This window comes from Micromonospora globispora (assembly GCF_003857015.1).
Classification (GTDB): Bacteria; Actinomycetota; Actinomycetes; order Mycobacteriales; family Micromonosporaceae; genus Micromonospora; species Micromonospora globispora.
This window is the reverse complement of sequence record NZ_QGGF01000389.1, coordinates 1-15833: the sequence shown is the minus strand read 5'-3', so window position 1 is coordinate 15833 and position 15833 is coordinate 1. Positions and strand designations below refer to the sequence as shown.

Genomic DNA, 15833 nt, shown 5'->3' with positions numbered 1-15833 from the left:
CGCCGGTACCCCCCACGCCACCCACGGCGACGCCGCCGACGCCTCCGGGGCTGCCTGGGCCCAGCCCGTCGCCCTGGCACAGCGCTGCCGTCCCGACCGCCCCGGCGACCTCCCCTCCCGATCGCCGCGACCGGGTACCAGGCCCGCCTGAGCACCCTCACCCGGCGCATCGTGGCCTCGAGCCGCGAACGCGCCGGCGCGATCGTGCGACCCAGTCAGATTGACGGCCCTCAGCAGGCCCCGTCGCCGACCCTGGCCAGCCGCGCCGCCGCGCGGTCGACCGTCGGCCCCCGCTGACGTATTCGATTGTGACCAGGAGCTTCCCATGAGCTTGAGGACGCCCGTCGTCCGCGCCCGGTGGTGCGACATCGACCGGATCGTCGACCTCATCACCGGCACCCTCTGCCCGACGGCGCTCAGCGCCTGGCTCGTCCCCGACGAGCACCGCCGCCGGAGTGTGCTGGCCGCGGCGACCCGGATCTGGATGGAACACGCGCTGCTCTTCGGTGACGCGTTCCTGCTCCAGGACGGCAGCGCCGCCACCGTCTGGTTCCACCGCTACCGGCCCATCCCGCCCCCGCCGGGGTTCGAGGACCGTCTCGCCGCGGTGTGCGGCGAGCACCACCAGCGCTTCCTCTTCCTCGACCAGGCCCTCGCCGCACGGCGCCCCGTCGAGGCCCACAACCATCTGGCGTTCCTGGCGGCGCCACCCGGACCGGAGGGCGCCGAGCGGGCCGCAGCGGTGCTGACCGGCGGCCAACGCTGGATGGACACGCTGAACCTGCCGACGTACGCCGAGGCGTACACGCCGGTCCACCGGGAGCTCTACCGCCGGCACGGGTACGCCGACCGGGACGAGTTCCCCCTCCCGGGCGGGCTGACCGCCCACCCGATGTGGCGGCTGTCGCCGTACTGGGCCAACCCGTTGAGCGGCAACTCCGCCGCGCACTGGGCCGCCCGCCCGGCGACCGGGCGGGCGCGAAACGATCGGGTGACCAGTTGGGCCCTGCACTGACGACGTCCACCCGGCCCCGGTCGGGCACGCACGGGGGCGGCCCCCGACGGGAGGCCGCCCCGGTGGACAGGCGTGCTGTCCGGGGTCAGCGCAGCGGCGGGTTCGCGTAGGTCACCAGTTCCAGGGCCTGCTCGTCGAACCACGCGCCGGCGGCCGGGTCGGTGATCCCGCCGCGCGCCGGGTCGTGGCCGGTGCCGGTGCCCCGGTCGCACTGGCCGTCGGACTGACCGGGCGTCTTCACCCAGAGGAACGCGTCGGCGAGCAGGTCACCCGTCTCGGTGGTCGGCCGCAGCCCGAGGCCCCGGTCCGGCGGGTTGCACCAGGTCTGCGGGTCCGGCCAGGTCACCCCGGCCGGCGGGGTCCACGGGCCCCGACCGTTGCGGCTGGTGTCGACCACGAAGTGGGCGAGCCGGTCGGCGGGGACGGTGCCGACGTTCGCCTCGTACCAGGCGTCGGTGCGGCCCCAGGTGCTGAAGTCGGCGGGGTCGGCCGGGTAGTACTGGCTCGCGCACCAGTCGAAGTGGCCGCGCGCCCACTCCGGGCCCTCGGTGCCGTAGTGGACGCACCGGGCGATCCAGTTGCCGTACTTCAGCTGCCGCTCGGTGGTCTCGTAGTTGGAGACGTTGAGGAAGAAGCCGTCGGCGTCGCGGACGCCGGCCTTCACGAGCCGGTCGGCGATGTCACCGACGCCGAGCCAGGCGCTGTGGGTGCCGTCGAGGTAGACGCTGGTGCGGGGCAGCGCCTTCAGCCGGGCCACCGCGTAGCGGAGCATCGCGAAGCGCTCGCTGGCGGCGGTGGCCGGGTCCGCCTCGGCGGGCCGGCACCAGTCCTGGCTGCCGCTGATCGTGGTGTACCAGGGGACTATGCCGAGGCCGTCCGGTTCGAGCAGCACGGCCACCTCGTGGTCGCCGATGCCCGCCGCGAAGGCGTCGATCCACGCCTCGTACTCGGCGACGGAGGTGGCGCCGCCGGCGGAGTACTGCGCGCAGTCCCGGAACGGGATGTTGTAGGCGACGAGGACCGGTACCGCCTTCCGGCCGGCGGCCCGCTGCACCTCGGCCTTGATCGACTGGGTCAGCGAGTGCCCGCTGCCGCCGGTGATCCAGACGGCCTGCGGGGTACGGATCATCGCACGCAGGTCGGCCGCCTGGCCGTACTGCCCGGCGGCGGTCAGCGCGGCGATCTGCTCGATCGCCCCGTGGTCGGGGCGGGGGGTGTAGAAGCTGGTGCCGTCGGGGATGACCGCACCGGCCGGTGCGGCGGCGCAGGGGACGGCGGCGGCGATCGTCGCGGCGACCGCGGCGAGACCGGTCGCAGCGCGCCGGCGGAAGGGGGTCAGGGCCACGTCGTTTGCTCCTGATCTGACATGGGAACCGCCTATTGGGAGCGTTCCCGCAGCTCATCCGAGCGTGCCCCGGACACGCGTGGCTGTCAATGTCTTCGCGGTGTCGGACGGCACCGAGGACGGGGATCGGGTGGGTTGACGTGGATCACCGGCCTATCCTCGCGGGGGGCCCGTCCGGGCTGGTACGCGATTTGGCCGAACAGCGAGGGGGTATCGGGTGCGGGTGCTTCCCACCGGTGACAACGACAACGCCGACGGTTCCACCGCCCCTGTTCCGGGCCGGAAGCGTCGGCGCCATCGAATACTGATCTTCCTTGCCGTGTTCGCGCTGCTGGCCGGGTCCGGCCTCGTCGCCGGCGGTTACTACTTCGACAGCGTGCCAACGCCGGCCGATCTGAAACTGCCGGAGTCGACCACCGTCTACTACGCCGACGGCCGCACCCCGATGGCGAAGCTCGGCACCGAGAACCGGACCATCGTGCCCTACGACCAGATGAACGACTCGGCCAAGCAGGCGATCGTGGCGGCCGAGGACCGCACGTTCTGGACGAACAAGGGCGTCGACTTCACCGGCGTGCTCCGGGCCGCCTGGTCGAACATCACCGGCGGGCAGCGGCAGGGCGCCTCGACGATCACCCAGCAGTACGCGCGGGTGGCCGCCGACCTCCGCGGGGTGACCTACTCGCGCAAGCTGCGCGAGGCCGTGATCGCCTGGAAGCTGGACGACAAGTACAGCAAGGAGGAGATCCTCGGCTTCTACCTGAACACGGTGCCGTTCGGCCGGGGCGCGTACGGGATCGAGGCGGCCGCGCAGACGTACTTCGACAAGACGGTGCGCCGGGACGCGCCGGCGGCCCAGCAGCTGACCGCGGCGGAGGCGATGGTGCTCTGCGCGATGGTCAAGCAGCCGGAGGCCGACCCGAACGACCCCGAGGGCTCGCCCGGCTACGACCCCCGGCGCAACGCGGCGGCGCGGCAGAACTCCATCGACCGGTGGAACTACATCCGCGACGGCATGGTGAAGCTGGGCTACCTGACGTCGGAGCAGGCGGCCAATCTGGCCTACCCGGACACGGTGAAGCCGATCGACCCGAACGCCGGCCAGGCGAACCTGGACCGGCCCACCGGCCTGGTGGTCAACCACGTGCTCAGCGAGCTGCGGCAGACCCAGGAGTTCCAGGGCAAGCCCGCCGACTACCTGCGCAACGGCGGCTTCAAGATCGTCACCACCATCGACAAGCGGGTCCAGGACGCCGCCGAGGCGGCCGCGGACATCCGCCGGGACACCGCGCCCGAGGCGGTCCGGGGACAGCCGAAGAACTGGCAGGCGGCGCTGGTGGCGGTGGAACCGGGCACCGGCCGGGTGCTCGGCTACTACGGCGGCAACGCGGGCTCCGGCGCCGACTACGCCGGGTGGTACTACGACGAGAACGGGCAGGCCCGCGGCTTCGGCCAGCACCCGCCCGGCTCGTCGTTCAAGGTGTACGACCTGGCCGCCGCCGTGCAGGACGGCATCTCGGTGAAGCAGCACTTCGACTCGCCGGAGACCAAGGAGTTCCCTGATTCCGGCCGCACCACAAAGAGCCCGGCCGGCCCGATCCGCAACGCCGAGCACGCGCCGTGCCAGCCGGACTGCGCGCTGTGGGAGGCGACGGTCGCCTCGCTCAACGTCACCTACTTCGAGCTCACCGAGAAGCTGGGCAAGGCAAAGGTGATCGACATGGCCACCCGGGCCGGGGTGGACTCGATGTGGGCCACCGTGAAGGGCAACCCTCAGCCGCAGCGGGTCGAGCTGCGCGGCCAGTCGCCCGAGGAGGTGGCCGGGCGCTTCTCCACCGAGGTCGGCATCGGCCAGTACGGCATCACCGTGCAGGATCACGCCAACGGGATGGCGACGTTCGCGGCCGGCGGGAAGCGGGCCGAGTCGCACTTCGTCCGGTCGGTGACCAAGGGCGAGGAGAAGGTCTACGAGGAGCAGCTGACCCAGTCGGACCTCGGGCTGGACGAGGAGGCGATCAACCAGCTCGACTGGACGCTGAGCCGGGTCAAGGCGGCCAAGCTCGACAACGGCTGGGACTCCGCCGGCAAGACCGGCACCTGGCAGGCGGGCCAGAGCACCACGCAGAACGTACACACCTGGATGGTCGGCTACACCGGGGCGCTCGCCGCCGCGGTCTGGCTCGGTACCGCCGACGGCAAACCGCTGAAGACCAAGGACGGCAGCTACGAGGTGTACGGGTCCAGCGGTCCCGGCCCGATCTGGCGGCAGTTCATGGAGCAGGCCACGGCCGCCCTCAAGCTCGACCCGGACAAGTACCGGTTCGGCACCCCGGAGTTCCCCAACGACACCCCGTCGCCCAGCGCACCGGCGACCCCGGAGCCGACCAGCGCCTCGCCGACGCCGAGCGTCGCGCCCACGCCGAGCGCCTCGCCGACCTGCGAGCCGGGGCTGTGCGCCAGCCCCAGCCCTCCGGGCAAGCCGAAGCCGACCCCGACGGAATCGTCGTCGCCCAGCGCGTCAGTGAGCGTGTCCCCGACGCGGACAAAGGGACCGAGGTGACCGCCGGCCGGGGATAATGCCCGGGTGGAGACGCCGATGCGGGACGCGGTCCGGGCCGCGTGGACGGCGCTGGGCGGAGGCCCGGCCGACCTCGACCAGATCAGCCTGAGCGGTCCGGACGAGGTCCTGCCGGCCCGGCTGGCGGTGACCGACCTCGCCGTGGCGAGCGTCGCCGCCGCCGCACTGGCGGCGCGGGAACTGGCCGGGGCCCGGGGCGCCCGGGTGACCGCTCCGGTGCCGGTGGACACCGGGGCCGTGGCGACCGCGTTCACCAGCGAGCGGCACCTGCGGGTGGACGGGGTGGCGTTCGAGGGCTTCGCGCCGCTGTCCCGCTTCTGGCCGACCGCCGACGGCTGGGTCCGTACCCACGCCAACTATCCACACCACCGTCGACGGCTGCTGGCCGCCGTGGGGCTCGACCCGGCCGCGCCCGACGACGCGTCGCTGACCGCCGAGGTGGCCGCCCGCGTCCGGGCCCGCACCTCGGTGGCCTTCGAGGAGGCGGTAACCGCCGCCGGTGGCCTGGCCGTCGCCGTCCGTACCCCGCCGCAGTGGTCCGCACATCCACAGTCCGCGGCGGTCGCCCGGGAGCCACTGGTCGGGCTGCGGGTCGACGGCGAGGCGGCGCCGCGGCGGCTGCCGCCGACACCGGAGCATCCGCTGCGCCCGGCCGCCGGCGTACGGGTGCTCGACCTGACCCGGGTGATCGCCGGCCCGGTGGCGACCCGGGTCCTCGCGCTGCTCGGCGCGGACGTGCTGCGGGTGGACGATCCGGGGCTGCCGGAGATCGAGGCGCAGCACGTGGACACCGGCTTCGGGAAGCGGTCGACCCTGCTGGATCTGCGCCGGCAAGCCGACCGGGCGCGCTTCGAGGATCTGGTCGCCGGCGCCGACGTGGTCGTCACCGGCTACCGGCCGGCGGCACTGGACCGGTTCGGCCTCTCCCCCGAGGCGCTGCGCCGGTGCCGCCCCGACCTGGTCGTCGCCCGCCTCGCGGCGTGGGGCTTCTCCGGGCCCTGGGCGCCCCGGCGCGGGTTCGACAGCCTGGTGCAGGCCGCCACCGGCATCGCCGACGTCGAACGACGCCCCGACGGCACCCCGGGCACCCTGCCGGCCCAGGCCCTCGACCACGGCGCCGGCTACCTCCTCGCCGCGGCGGTGCTGCGGGCCCTGGCGCAGCGCCACCAGCGGGGCGGCGCCTGGTCGGCCGAGCTGTCCCTGGCCCGTATCGCACGGTGGCTGCTGCACGAGCTGCCGGCCCACCCGTCGCGAGCTCCGGTCGCCGCCCCAGATCCGGATCCCTGGGTCGACGAGCGGGACGCTTCGGCCGGCCGCCTCCGGTACGTTCTGCCGCCGGTCTCGCTGCCCGACGGCCCGCGTACGTGGGCGACGCCGCCGAGCCCGTGGGGCGCCGATCCGCCGGCCTGGCCGCGGGGCTCAGAGCCCCCGGCCGGCGGCGTGGAGGAGGTCTGACGATGGCCAGTGAGCTGCCGGAACTCGCCGTCCCCGATGCGGACGCCTGGCGGGACTGGCTGCGCGAGCACCAGGACGACCCGACCGGCGTGTGGCTGGTGCTGGCCAAGCGGGGCGGCACCGGGCCGACCACCCTCAGCTACGACCAGGCGCTCGAGGAGGCCCTGTGCCACGGCTGGATCGACGGTCAGGTGAAGGGCGGCGACGACCACATCTACCGCCAGCGCTTCACCCCGCGCCGGCCCCGCAGCCCCTGGTCGGCCCGGAACGTCGGCATCGCCACCAGGCTGATGGCGGAGGGGCGCATGCACCCCGCCGGCATCGCGGAGGTGGAGCGGGCCAAGGCCGACGGCCGCTGGGACGCCGCGTACGCGGGGCAGGCCAACGCGGAGGTGCCGGCGGACCTCGCCGCGGCGCTGGCCGCGGAGCCGACAGCCCGGGCGATGTTCGACGTGCTCACCGCCCAGAACCGCTACGCGATCCTCTACCGGCTCGGCACCGCGAAGCGCGCCGAGACCCGGCAGCGACGGATCGTGCAGTTCGTCGACATGCTGGCCCGCGGCGAGACCATCCACCCGCAGCGGCGCTCCCTCGGCGACGCCGACCAAAGCGGGGTCTGACGCTTGACGAGATCACCGTCACGGACCTCCGGCCCTGTGCCGCGGGACCTTCGCGGCGCGATGCTGCGGCTGACGGGTGACGGTCACCCGTCAGCGAGGGTCGGAGTGTCATGCGCGTGGTCTCGGAAACCCGGTTGGCGGAGGTGCTCGGGCGGCTGCCCGGCGTACCGAGGGTGGTGGCCAGTGGCAACCACGTCGCACCGCTGCACGCCCTGTCGATCCTGGACGCGGCGGTGCCCGAGTACCGGCTGCACATGCTCAACGCGCCACTCGGCATCCCCGACCGGGAGGGGGTCACGTACGAGACGTCGTTCGTCGGCCCCGGCATGCGGGGGCATCCCCGGCTGTCGTACGTGCCGAGCCGGCTCTCCCTGGTCCCCGCGCTGCTGCGTGACCGGCTGGTGCCCGACGTGGTGGTCCTGCACACCACCCGGCCGTGCGGCGGCACGGTGAGCCTCGGCGTGGAGGTCAACATCCTGCCGGCCGCGGTGGAGGCGGTACGCGCCCGCGGCGGCCTGGTGATCGCCCAGGCCAACCGGCAGATGCCGGTGACGTACGGGGACGCCGTCCTGCCGCTGGACGCGATCGACCTGCTGCTGGAGGTCGACGAGCCGCTGCCCGCGGCCCGCGTCACCGAGCCCGACCCGGTCAGCGCGGCCATCGGCGAGCGGGTGGCCGCCCTGGTGCCCGAGCAGGCAACCCTGCAGACCGGCATCGGCGCCATCCCGGACGCCACCCTGTCGTCGCTGGCGGGCCGGCAGGGCCTGCGGATCTGGTCGGAGATGTTCAGCGACGGCGTGCTCGCGTTGCACAAGGCCGGCTGCCTGGACCCGGACACCCCGATCACCGCGTCCTTCTGCTTCGGCTCGGACGAGCTGTACGACTGGGTCGACGGCAACCCGCGGGTGCGGATGCTGCGCACCGAGAAGACGAACGATCCGGCGCTGATCGCCCGGCACCCGAACCTCGTCTCGGTCAACAGCGCCCTGCAGGTGGACCTGTTCGCGCAGGCCAACGCCAGCCGGATCGGCACCCGGGTGCACTCCGGATTCGGCGGGCAGACCGACTTCATCGTCGGCGCGCTGCACTCCCCCGGCGGGCAGGCGATCATCGCGCTGCGCTCCTGGCACCCGAAGGCCGACGTCTCCACCGTCGTCCCGCTGCTCTCCGGACCGGTGACGTCGTTCCAGCACAGCGCGATCGTCACCGAGCAGGGCTGCGCGTCGGTGTGGGGCCGGGACGCGGTCGACCAGGCCCAGCAGCTGGTGGACCACGCCGCCCACCCGGACGCCCGGGACGATCTGCGCGAGGCCGGCCGAATCCTGGGCCTGCCGCTGCACTGAGACGCGTTGTGGCGTGGTTCTGCAACCTCCACTCAGCTTGATCTTTTAAGGTGACTTTGCCTTCTGCCTACGGTCGAGGGTGTCGACTTCGGACTGTTTGCCTAGGGTGTAGCGGGGTGCTGGCTGCTGTTGGGCACGCCTTTCGGGCGGCCGGGCTGTGGTTGGCGCACCACCGGTGGAACACCCGTAGGTCAGAGTTGGTGTGCAAGCGGGACAAGCACCTATATCGGGCCAGGTACGCCGCGAGCCGTCCGCCGGTGCGAGCGGACGCTGAAAGATCCTTCCTGACAGACAGTTGAGTCTCAGGACCGCCGGACGGGACGTCGTCCTTACCGTTGATAGCCAGCCCGCCACCGGCCAGCATGGCTCGCCGACCCGGGCCGGTGGATTTGCGACTTGGGGTTTCCACCAAGCGTCGAGCACCGTTACGGTCGAAGGCGCGTCGAGGAGGTGTCGGATGACCGACGTGGGGTCGCGGTATGTCGCAGCGTTGGCGGCCAAGGACACCGAGGCGCTGCTCGGGATCTTCGCTTCGGTGGTGTCCTTCCGCGGCATGACTCCCGGCAGGTTCTGGGAGGTCCACTCGCCAGCGGACGTTGTGGAGGACGTCCTCTACGAGTGGTTCGAGCCGGACGATATAGTCGAGGCCGTCGAACATGTGGAGGTAGGCAAGCTGGTCGACCGACAGCGAGTTGTCTATCGGTTCCGGGTACGAAATGCCAATGGGGTATACCGCGTCGAGCAATGTGCGTACTTCGACCTCGACGAGGACGGACGGGTGTCCCGCATGAACGTGATGTGCTCCGGCTTCCGACCACTCGCGGATGCCACGACAGCCTAAGCTCGATTTTCAAGGTCGCTGGTTGGATTCTCCGCTACGTGTGGCGGCGGCTGCGCGCCGCGGGGCAGTGGCGCGAGGGTGACCCGCCGGTGCTGGTGGTGCTGGATGCCGGCTACGACGTGATCCGACTGACTTTCCTGCTACGCGAGATGCGGGTGCGGCTGCTCGGCCGGATGCGCGCCGACCGGGTGTTCTACGCTCCGGTGCACGGGTACGCCGGTACCGGCCGTCCGGGCCGGCACGGCCCGGCGATGAAGCTGGACGACCCAACCACCTGGCCCGCCCCGACACAGACCGCGGCCACTGTGCAGGAGCGCTACGGCAACGTCGCGGTCACCGCGTGGGGCCGCTACCATCGGCAGTTGCAGCGCCGCGCCGACTGAGCGTTACCATTCCGGGCGTCTGCCGATCGTGGAGGGCACTCTCATCCATGTGCAGGTCGACCGGCTACCCGGCGACCGGGGCACCCAAGCCGGTCTGGCTGTGGCACAGCCACCCCACGTGGCCGACCTGGACGTGCTGCGCCTGTTCCACGCGTTCCTGCGCCGATTCGACCCGGAGCACACGTTCCGGTTCTTCAAGCAGACGTTGGGCTGGACCCGCCCACGGCTGCGTCACCCCGACCAGGCCGACCAATGGACTGGCTGATCCTGGCCGCCTACACCCAGCTACGGCTGGTCCGCGGCCTGGCCCTAGACCTGCGCGGCCCCTGGGAAAGGCCGCTGCCGCCGCGGCCGCTGACCCCGGGCGGGGTCCGCCGCGCGTTTCCCCGCATGCACCGGACAACCCGCCCGCCCGGCCGCCGCGCCGAAACTCTCCCGTCCCGGCCCAGGCCGCCCGAAAGGCGTGCCCAGCAGCAGCCCAGCACCCCGCTACACCGTTGGCAAAAAAGTCCAAAGTAGACACACGCAGCCGTAAGCAGAATGCAAAGTCACCTTAAGATCAAGCTCCGGCACGGACGCAAGGTCGGTCGGCGGGTCACCCGCCCGCGACGACGCGGCGTGACGTTCGCCCTCGGGCAATCGTGACCCACTGGTGACGAAGCGAAGTCGTCTGTCGGCCTCAGGCGAACGACCGGTTGGTCAACGCGGCACGGACGATGATCGCCGCCCGTTCAGCAGGGCGGGACGGTCCGGATGGGCCGAGCCGCCGGGCATACGGACGAGGGGTAAGGCGCGTCATGAGCACATTCCGGCAAAACCCGCGGTTTGGACGCGCCATCGTCCACAGCGGAGGCCATAACGGCTGATCAGCGGCTATAGAAGATCATAGCTTCCTGAATTGTGGGAGCCGGTGGAGTGGCCACCAGGGGACGGTTGCCCGGGTCACCCATTGATCTGCATGCCTGTCCATGTGATTGTGCTCCCGCGAGCCACCAACCCCCGGCGGCTCGCAACGACGGTCAGTCGACCCGGGGCCACGCCGGCAGCTCCGGAGTCCGTCGTCACCCCGCAGCTTGACCGCGGCGCGCGACCCCACCGGGCTCCGCGCGTCGCCGAGGAACAGGAGCAATTCCTTGAAGCTCTCACCCCGCCTCGTCGCGCTCTCCGGCGCGGCCGCGGCCGGTCTGATCGCCGCTGGCACCGCCGCGGCCGTGCAGGCCGCACCGCCCAGTCCCACGCCCGACGCGGCCCAGGCCCGTACCCTGGCCGCCAACTCGGCGAGCGCCCTGGTCGCCAGCCGCCCGTCGTACCTGCACGCCAGCGCCGACGAGGCGTTCGTGCAGAAGGCGGTCATCTCCTCCGAGGGCACCCAGTATGTGCCCTACGAGCGCACGTACAAGGGCCTGCCCGTCACCGGTGGCGACTTCGTCCTCGCCACCGACTCCGCCGGCCAGCTGAAGTACGCCTCCGTGGCCCAGCAGCAGGCCATCGGTCAGCTCGCCACGACGCCGAAGCTGCAGGCCACCGCCGCGGAGCAGACCGCCCGCGCGCAGCTGAAGACCGTGACCGGCGTCGAGGCGACCAAGCTGGTCGTCTATACCCTCGGCGCGAAGCCCGCACTGGCCTGGGAGACCACCCTCCGGGGCACCGCCGCGGACGGCCCGAGCCGGCTCACCGTGGACGTGGACGCCTTCAGCGGCAAGGTGCTGCGCACCCAGGAGCACATCGTGCACGGCAGCGGCACCGGGGCGTGGAACGGGCCCAGCCCGCTCACCCTCAACACCACCTACACCGGCAGCGGGTACTCGATGAAGGACCCGAACGTCACCAACCAGAGCTGCCAGGACGCGGCCACCAACACGACGTTCACCGGCTCGGACGACGTCTGGGGCAACGGCACCTCCACGAACAAGGAGACCGGCTGCGTCGACGCGCTCTTCGGCGCGCAGACCGAGCACAAGATGCTCTCCCAGTGGCTCGGCCGCAACGGCGCGGACGGCAACGGTGGCGCCTGGCCGATCCGGGTGGGCCTGAACGACCAGAACGCCTACTACGACGGCACCCAGGTCCAGATCGGCAAGAACACCGCCGGTTCGTGGATCGGCTCGATCGACGTGGTCGCCCACGAGATCGGCCACGGCATCGACGACCACACCCCCGGTGGCATCTCCGGCAGCGGCACCCAGGAGTTCGTCGCCGACACGTTCGGCGCCTCGACCGAGTGGTTCGCCAACGAGCCGTCCACCTACGACGCCCCCGACTTCCTGGTCGGCGAGAAGATCAACCTGGTCGGCAGCGGCCCGATCCGCAACATGTACAACCCGTCGGCCCTGGGCGACCCGAACTGCTACTCCAGCAGCATCCCGAGCACCGAGGTGCACGCGGCGGCCGGCCCGGGCAACCACTGGTTCTACCTGCTGGCCATGGGCAGCAACCCGACCAACGGCCAGCCGACCAGCCCGACCTGCAACAGCAGCACCGTGACCGGCCTCGGCATCCAGAAGGCCATCAAGATCATGTACAACGCGATGCTGATGAAGACGACGTCCTCGTCGTACCTGAAGTACCGCACCTGGACGCTGCAGGCGGCCAAGAACCTCTACGGCACCACCAGCTGCACCGAGTTCAACACGGTCAAGGCTGCCTGGGACGCCGTCAGCGTGCCGGCGCAGTCCGGCGACCCGACCTGCTCCACCAGCTCGCCGTCGCCGACCCCGACGTCGACCTCGACGACCTGCACCGGCCAGAAGCTGGGCAACCCGGGCTTCGAGTCCGGCAACGTGACCTGGAGCGCCACCTCCGGCGTCATCGACAGCTCCACCAGCCAGCCGGCGCACAGCGGCTCGTGGAAGGCGTGGCTCGACGGGTACGGCTCGTCCCACACCGACACCCTGTCGCAGTCGGTGACCATCCCGGCCGGTTGCCGGGCGACCCTCACCTTCTGGCTGCACATCGACACGGCCGAGTCGGGCAGCACGGTCTACGACCGGCTGACCGTCCAGGCGGGCAGCACCACGCTGGCCACCTACTCCAACGTCAACGCGGCCTCCGGCTACGTCCAGAAGTCGTTCGACGTGTCGTCGCTGGCCGGCACCACGAGCACCATCAAGTTCACCGGCACCGAGGACAGCTCCCTGCAGACGTCATTCGTCATCGATGACACCGCGCTGAACCTGAGCTGATCGAAGACGAAGCGGTCGGTCGTCGTCCTCCCGGCGACCGACCGCTTCGTCATGTCAGCCGTACGTCGGGTGCTGCGGCCAGCCGGGCGGCGAGTCCTCCCAGTCCTCCTGCCGCCCGTACGGGGTCAGGTCGAGGAAGTTGTTGACGAACAGCAGCCGGTCCACCCCGCGCGCCTGGGTGTAATACGTCCGGTAGACGTCCTCGCCGTCGCGCAGGAACACACTCAGCATGAAGCCTTCGCCGGCGCCGCAGTCGTCGGAGAACGACGTGCCGTGCGACGACACGAACGGCATCGACCAACCCCTCTCCGCCTTGTACGCCTCGATCTGCGCGAGCGGCATGGTGGACACCGTCGCCCAGCTCACGTCGTACTTCGTCAGTGCGGCGAGCCCGTGCGCCGAAAGGTTGTCGGTGAAGGCGGTGCATCCCGGGCAGAAGTGGTCGGGGCCCCGGTCCATGAACTGGTAGACGAAGAGCTGCCGCCGCCCCTCGAAGAGATCGAGCAGGCTCTTCGGGCCGGTCGGGCTGTCGAACGTGTAGCCATTGCCGAACCGGACCATCGGGAGGCGTCGGCGGCGTGCGGCGAGCGCGTCCAGCGCCCGGGTCGCTTCCTTCTCGGCCTTGAGCAGCTCGTCGCGCTCGCGCTGCCACTCATCGGCCGTCACTATCCGCGGTTTCTCCATCCCGGGATTGTGTGCCACGGCACCGACAGAATGCGGCGACTACCGCGCCCGGCCGCCGTTGAGCCGGGCGACCACGCTCTCCATCGCCTCGCTGAACAGCTCCATCTGCCGCATCGACTGCTCCTGCAGGCCACCGAGCCGGGCCGCCAGGGCGTCGACGTCCGCCCGCGCCGACGCGCTGACCTGAACGTCGAGGTTGGCGAGAGCGGCGTTGACCGCCACCACCACCTGCCCGCAGACGCCCTCGATGCCGTGCCGAGCCAGCTCCGGATCGACGGTGACCGACTCCAGCCGGCCGCCCTGGACGACCACCGCCCGCACCAGCCCGTCGGCCGCCGTGCCCTCGGCGCGGAGCAGGTCGGCCTCGGTGTTCTCGGCGGCCCGGGAGCGCATCGACGACAGCGCCTGCTGGTTCCTGGTCAGAAGCTCGTCGAGGCTGGCGGCTGCGGAGAATGCTTCATTCGTCGTAGCCGCGTTTCCTTCACGTTTTCCCGAGCACGGTGACGATAGCAATCGTGGCGGCGATCCCGCCGTCCGGTCAGAACGTCCGCCGGTACAGCGAGCAGCCCTGGCACACCGCCGGCGGCTCGTCGCCGCCCAAGCGCCGGCGGAATTCGCGGTACGCCTCGCCGTGCCAGATCTCCGGGAACGACCGCTCGCTCAGCCGGCCCAACCGCACCCGGTCGTCGCCCATCACCATGCAGCACGGCTGCACGACCCCGGTACTGGTGATGTAGGCCGCGTCCCACGGCCAGGAGCAGGCCGGTCCGGCCGGCGGCGCCGCGGCCGGTGGCGCTCCGGCGTGCGGCAGGCGCAGCCGTACGCCCATCTTCCGCGCCACCGCGGCCGCCTCGCCGAACACGGCGGCGGCGCGGCCGGTGTCCGCGCCGATCCACAGTGCCTGGTCGGCGGTGAACTCCCGGATCTCCGCGTAGCGGCCGGCCGGGTCGGCGTCGGAGAAGCTGTGCGACAGGTTCTGCACGTGCAGCTCGTCCACCCCGATCCGGCCGAGCAGGCGCACCAGGTCGGGCAGTTCGTCGATGGTGTCCCGCATGGCGACGAAGACCACCCGGATCCACGGCGTGGCGCTCCCCGCCGCCCGCTTCGCCTCGACCAGGCCGGCGAGGTTCGCCACGACCCGGTCGAAGTCCGCGCCGTCGCGGACCCGTTCGTACCCGGCCGCGCCGGCGCCGTCGAGCGAGACGTGCAGCCAGTCCACGCCGCTGGCCACCAGCTCCTCGGCCCGCCGACGGGTGAGCAGGGTGGCGTTGGAGTTGAAGCCGACGGCGATGTCCCGGCCCACCGCCGTCGAGACCATCTCCATCAGGTACGGCGACAGCAGCGGCTCACCGAGCCCCTGCAGCGTCAACCGGCGCAGCCCCGGCATCTCCTCGACCAGCCGGTGGAACAGCTCGGGCGGCATCGCCCCGGCGAGCTTGTTGACCGGCGGCCGGTACCGGACCAGGCACATCAGGCAGCGGAGGTTGCAGGCGGAGGTGATCTCCAGCTGCAGGTGCGACGGAAGCGGGGGATCGTCGACGGCGGCCGGCATGCCCCCGGGTGCCCGACCTCGACCGGTCCAAACCTCCGCGTCCGAGTTTCGCGCGAACCCGGCCAGGGTGCCGGCGACGCCGACCGGCGCGTCACGGAGGGCAGAGCGCCGCCGCGAAGGACGACGAACGCCCGGCCGGAGGGCCCGACCGGGCGTTCGCGCGTCTGATCGGGCTCGGCCGCACCGGCCGGTCCGATGGCTCGTCAGCGGAGGCGGAGCTGCTGACCCGGGAAGATCAGGCCCGGGTCGGCACCGACCATGCGCTTGTTCCGCTGGTACAGGGCCTGCCAGCCGCCCGCCAGGTCCCGGGCGTCGGCGATCGTCGACAGGGTGTCGCCCGGCTTGACCACGTAGGTCGCGCCGTCCGACGCCGGCGCGGTGTCCCGGTGGCTGCGGGTCGCCGGCCGGTCGCCGCGCGAGGAGCCGGAATCCGAGCGGGACTTGGACCCGGTGTCCCCCTTGGACGAGTAGTGCTTGGTCGAGCCGCCCTTCTTGCCGCAGACCGGCCAGGCGCCGATGCCCTGCCCGTCGAGGACCTTCTCGGCGATCGCGATCTGCTCGCTGCGGCTGGCCAGGTCGGCGCGGCTGGCGTACTTCTGGCCGCCGTAGCCGTTCCACGTGCTCTGGGAGAACTGCAGGCCGCCGTAGTAGCCGTTGCCGGTGTTGATGTGCCAGTTGCCACTGGACTCGCACTGCGCGATGGCGTCCCAGTTGACGCTGGCCGCGCTGGCCGGGGCCGCCGGGCCGAGGATCGCGGCGGCGCCGGTGGCCGCGCCGACGACGAGCGCCCCGGCGGCGACGCGACGCGAGCTGATCCGTCGGTGGGGTGCGGTGT

Annotated in this window: 14 protein-coding genes; 9 read left to right on the top strand and 5 right to left on the bottom strand. The window is 71.9% G+C overall.

All coding sequences use genetic code 11. The features are described 5' to 3' along the window. Positions 1–325: 325 nt before the first annotated feature. Entirely contained in the window at positions 326–1015 is a 690-nt protein-coding gene (locus DKL51_RS20570) for a hypothetical protein (protein WP_109947330.1), read from the top strand. 85 nt (positions 1016–1100) lie between these two features. Here the strand turns inward: DKL51_RS20570 and DKL51_RS20565 are convergent, their stop codons facing one another. Further along, the gene (locus DKL51_RS20565) at positions 1101–2360 is read right to left on the bottom strand and encodes a glycoside hydrolase family 6 protein (protein WP_243422694.1); all 1260 of its coding nucleotides are present in this window, start codon (positions 2358–2360) and stop codon (positions 1101–1103) included. A gap of 217 nt (positions 2361–2577) precedes the next feature. Here DKL51_RS20565 and DKL51_RS20560 point away from each other — a divergent pair, with 217 nt between their 5' ends. From DKL51_RS20560 to DKL51_RS20530, 8 genes are all read left to right on the top strand, one after another. Further along, positions 2578–4920, top strand: a complete 2343-nt coding sequence (locus DKL51_RS20560; RefSeq protein WP_260428596.1) for a transglycosylase domain-containing protein — start codon at positions 2578–2580, stop codon at positions 4918–4920. Positions 4921–4944: 24 nt separating this feature from the next. Then, entirely contained in the window at positions 4945–6393 is a 1449-nt protein-coding gene (locus DKL51_RS20555; RefSeq protein ID WP_221623216.1) for a CoA transferase, read from the top strand. Positions 6394–6395: 2 nt separating this feature from the next. After that, a complete protein-coding gene (locus DKL51_RS20550; protein WP_124812379.1) occupies positions 6396–7013 on the top strand; it encodes a YdeI/OmpD-associated family protein in 618 nt (205 codons plus the stop codon). A gap of 110 nt (positions 7014–7123) precedes the next feature. Next, the gene (locus tag DKL51_RS20545) at positions 7124–8356 is read left to right on the top strand and encodes an acetyl-CoA hydrolase/transferase family protein (RefSeq protein WP_124812378.1); all 1233 of its coding nucleotides are present in this window, start codon (positions 7124–7126) and stop codon (positions 8354–8356) included. Positions 8357–8813: 457 nt separating this feature from the next. After that, positions 8814–9197: a nuclear transport factor 2 family protein gene (locus DKL51_RS20540; protein ID WP_109947334.1), complete on the top strand. Its 384-nt coding sequence runs from the start codon at positions 8814–8816 to the stop codon at positions 9195–9197. A 38-nt stretch (positions 9198–9235) separates the two neighbouring features. Continuing rightward, positions 9236–9580, top strand: coding sequence for a transposase (locus DKL51_RS35060; protein ID WP_221623215.1), 345 nt, complete (start codon positions 9236–9238; stop codon positions 9578–9580). Positions 9581–9680: 100 nt separating this feature from the next. Continuing rightward, entirely contained in the window at positions 9681–9845 is a 165-nt protein-coding gene (locus DKL51_RS35055) for a hypothetical protein (RefSeq protein WP_165823244.1), read from the top strand. A gap of 868 nt (positions 9846–10713) precedes the next feature. After that, entirely contained in the window at positions 10714–12762 is a 2049-nt protein-coding gene (locus tag DKL51_RS20530) for a M4 family metallopeptidase (RefSeq protein WP_109947335.1), read from the top strand. Between the two features lie 54 nt (positions 12763–12816). Here the strand turns inward: DKL51_RS20530 and DKL51_RS20525 are convergent, their stop codons facing one another. The 4 genes from DKL51_RS20525 to DKL51_RS20510 form a co-directional block, all read right to left on the bottom strand. Then, positions 12817–13446, bottom strand: a complete 630-nt coding sequence (locus DKL51_RS20525; RefSeq protein ID WP_109947336.1) for a DUF899 domain-containing protein — start codon at positions 13444–13446, stop codon at positions 12817–12819. Between the two features lie 39 nt (positions 13447–13485). Beyond that, a complete protein-coding gene (locus tag DKL51_RS20520) occupies positions 13486–13839 on the bottom strand; it encodes a YbaB/EbfC family nucleoid-associated protein (RefSeq protein ID WP_109947337.1) in 354 nt (117 codons plus the stop codon). 145 nt (positions 13840–13984) lie between these two features. After that, entirely contained in the window at positions 13985–14998 is a 1014-nt protein-coding gene (locus DKL51_RS20515) for a radical SAM protein (protein WP_109947338.1), read from the bottom strand. Positions 14999–15201: 203 nt separating this feature from the next. Continuing rightward, positions 15202–15813 (bottom strand): LysM peptidoglycan-binding domain-containing protein, encoded by a 612-nt coding sequence (locus tag DKL51_RS20510; RefSeq protein ID WP_109966016.1) that lies wholly within the window; start codon positions 15811–15813, stop codon positions 15202–15204. Positions 15814–15833 lie beyond the last annotated feature (20 nt).

Coding starts and splice junctions, on each gene's coding strand:
- DKL51_RS20525 (WP_109947336.1), bottom strand. CDS start 13,446: ATGGAGAAACCGCGGATAGTGACGGCCGATGAGTGGCAGCGCGAGCGC.
- DKL51_RS20550 (WP_124812379.1), top strand. CDS start 6,396: ATGGCCAGTGAGCTGCCGGAACTCGCCGTCCCCGATGCGGACGCCTGG.
- DKL51_RS20540 (WP_109947334.1), top strand. CDS start 8,814: ATGACCGACGTGGGGTCGCGGTATGTCGCAGCGTTGGCGGCCAAGGAC.
- DKL51_RS20545 (WP_124812378.1), top strand. CDS start 7,124: ATGCGCGTGGTCTCGGAAACCCGGTTGGCGGAGGTGCTCGGGCGGCTG.
- DKL51_RS20570 (WP_109947330.1), top strand. CDS start 326: ATGAGCTTGAGGACGCCCGTCGTCCGCGCCCGGTGGTGCGACATCGAC.
- DKL51_RS20520 (WP_109947337.1), bottom strand. CDS start 13,839: ATGCGCTCCCGGGCCGCCGAGAACACCGAGGCCGACCTGCTCCGCGCC.
- DKL51_RS20515 (WP_109947338.1), bottom strand. CDS start 14,998: ATGCCGGCCGCCGTCGACGATCCCCCGCTTCCGTCGCACCTGCAGCTG.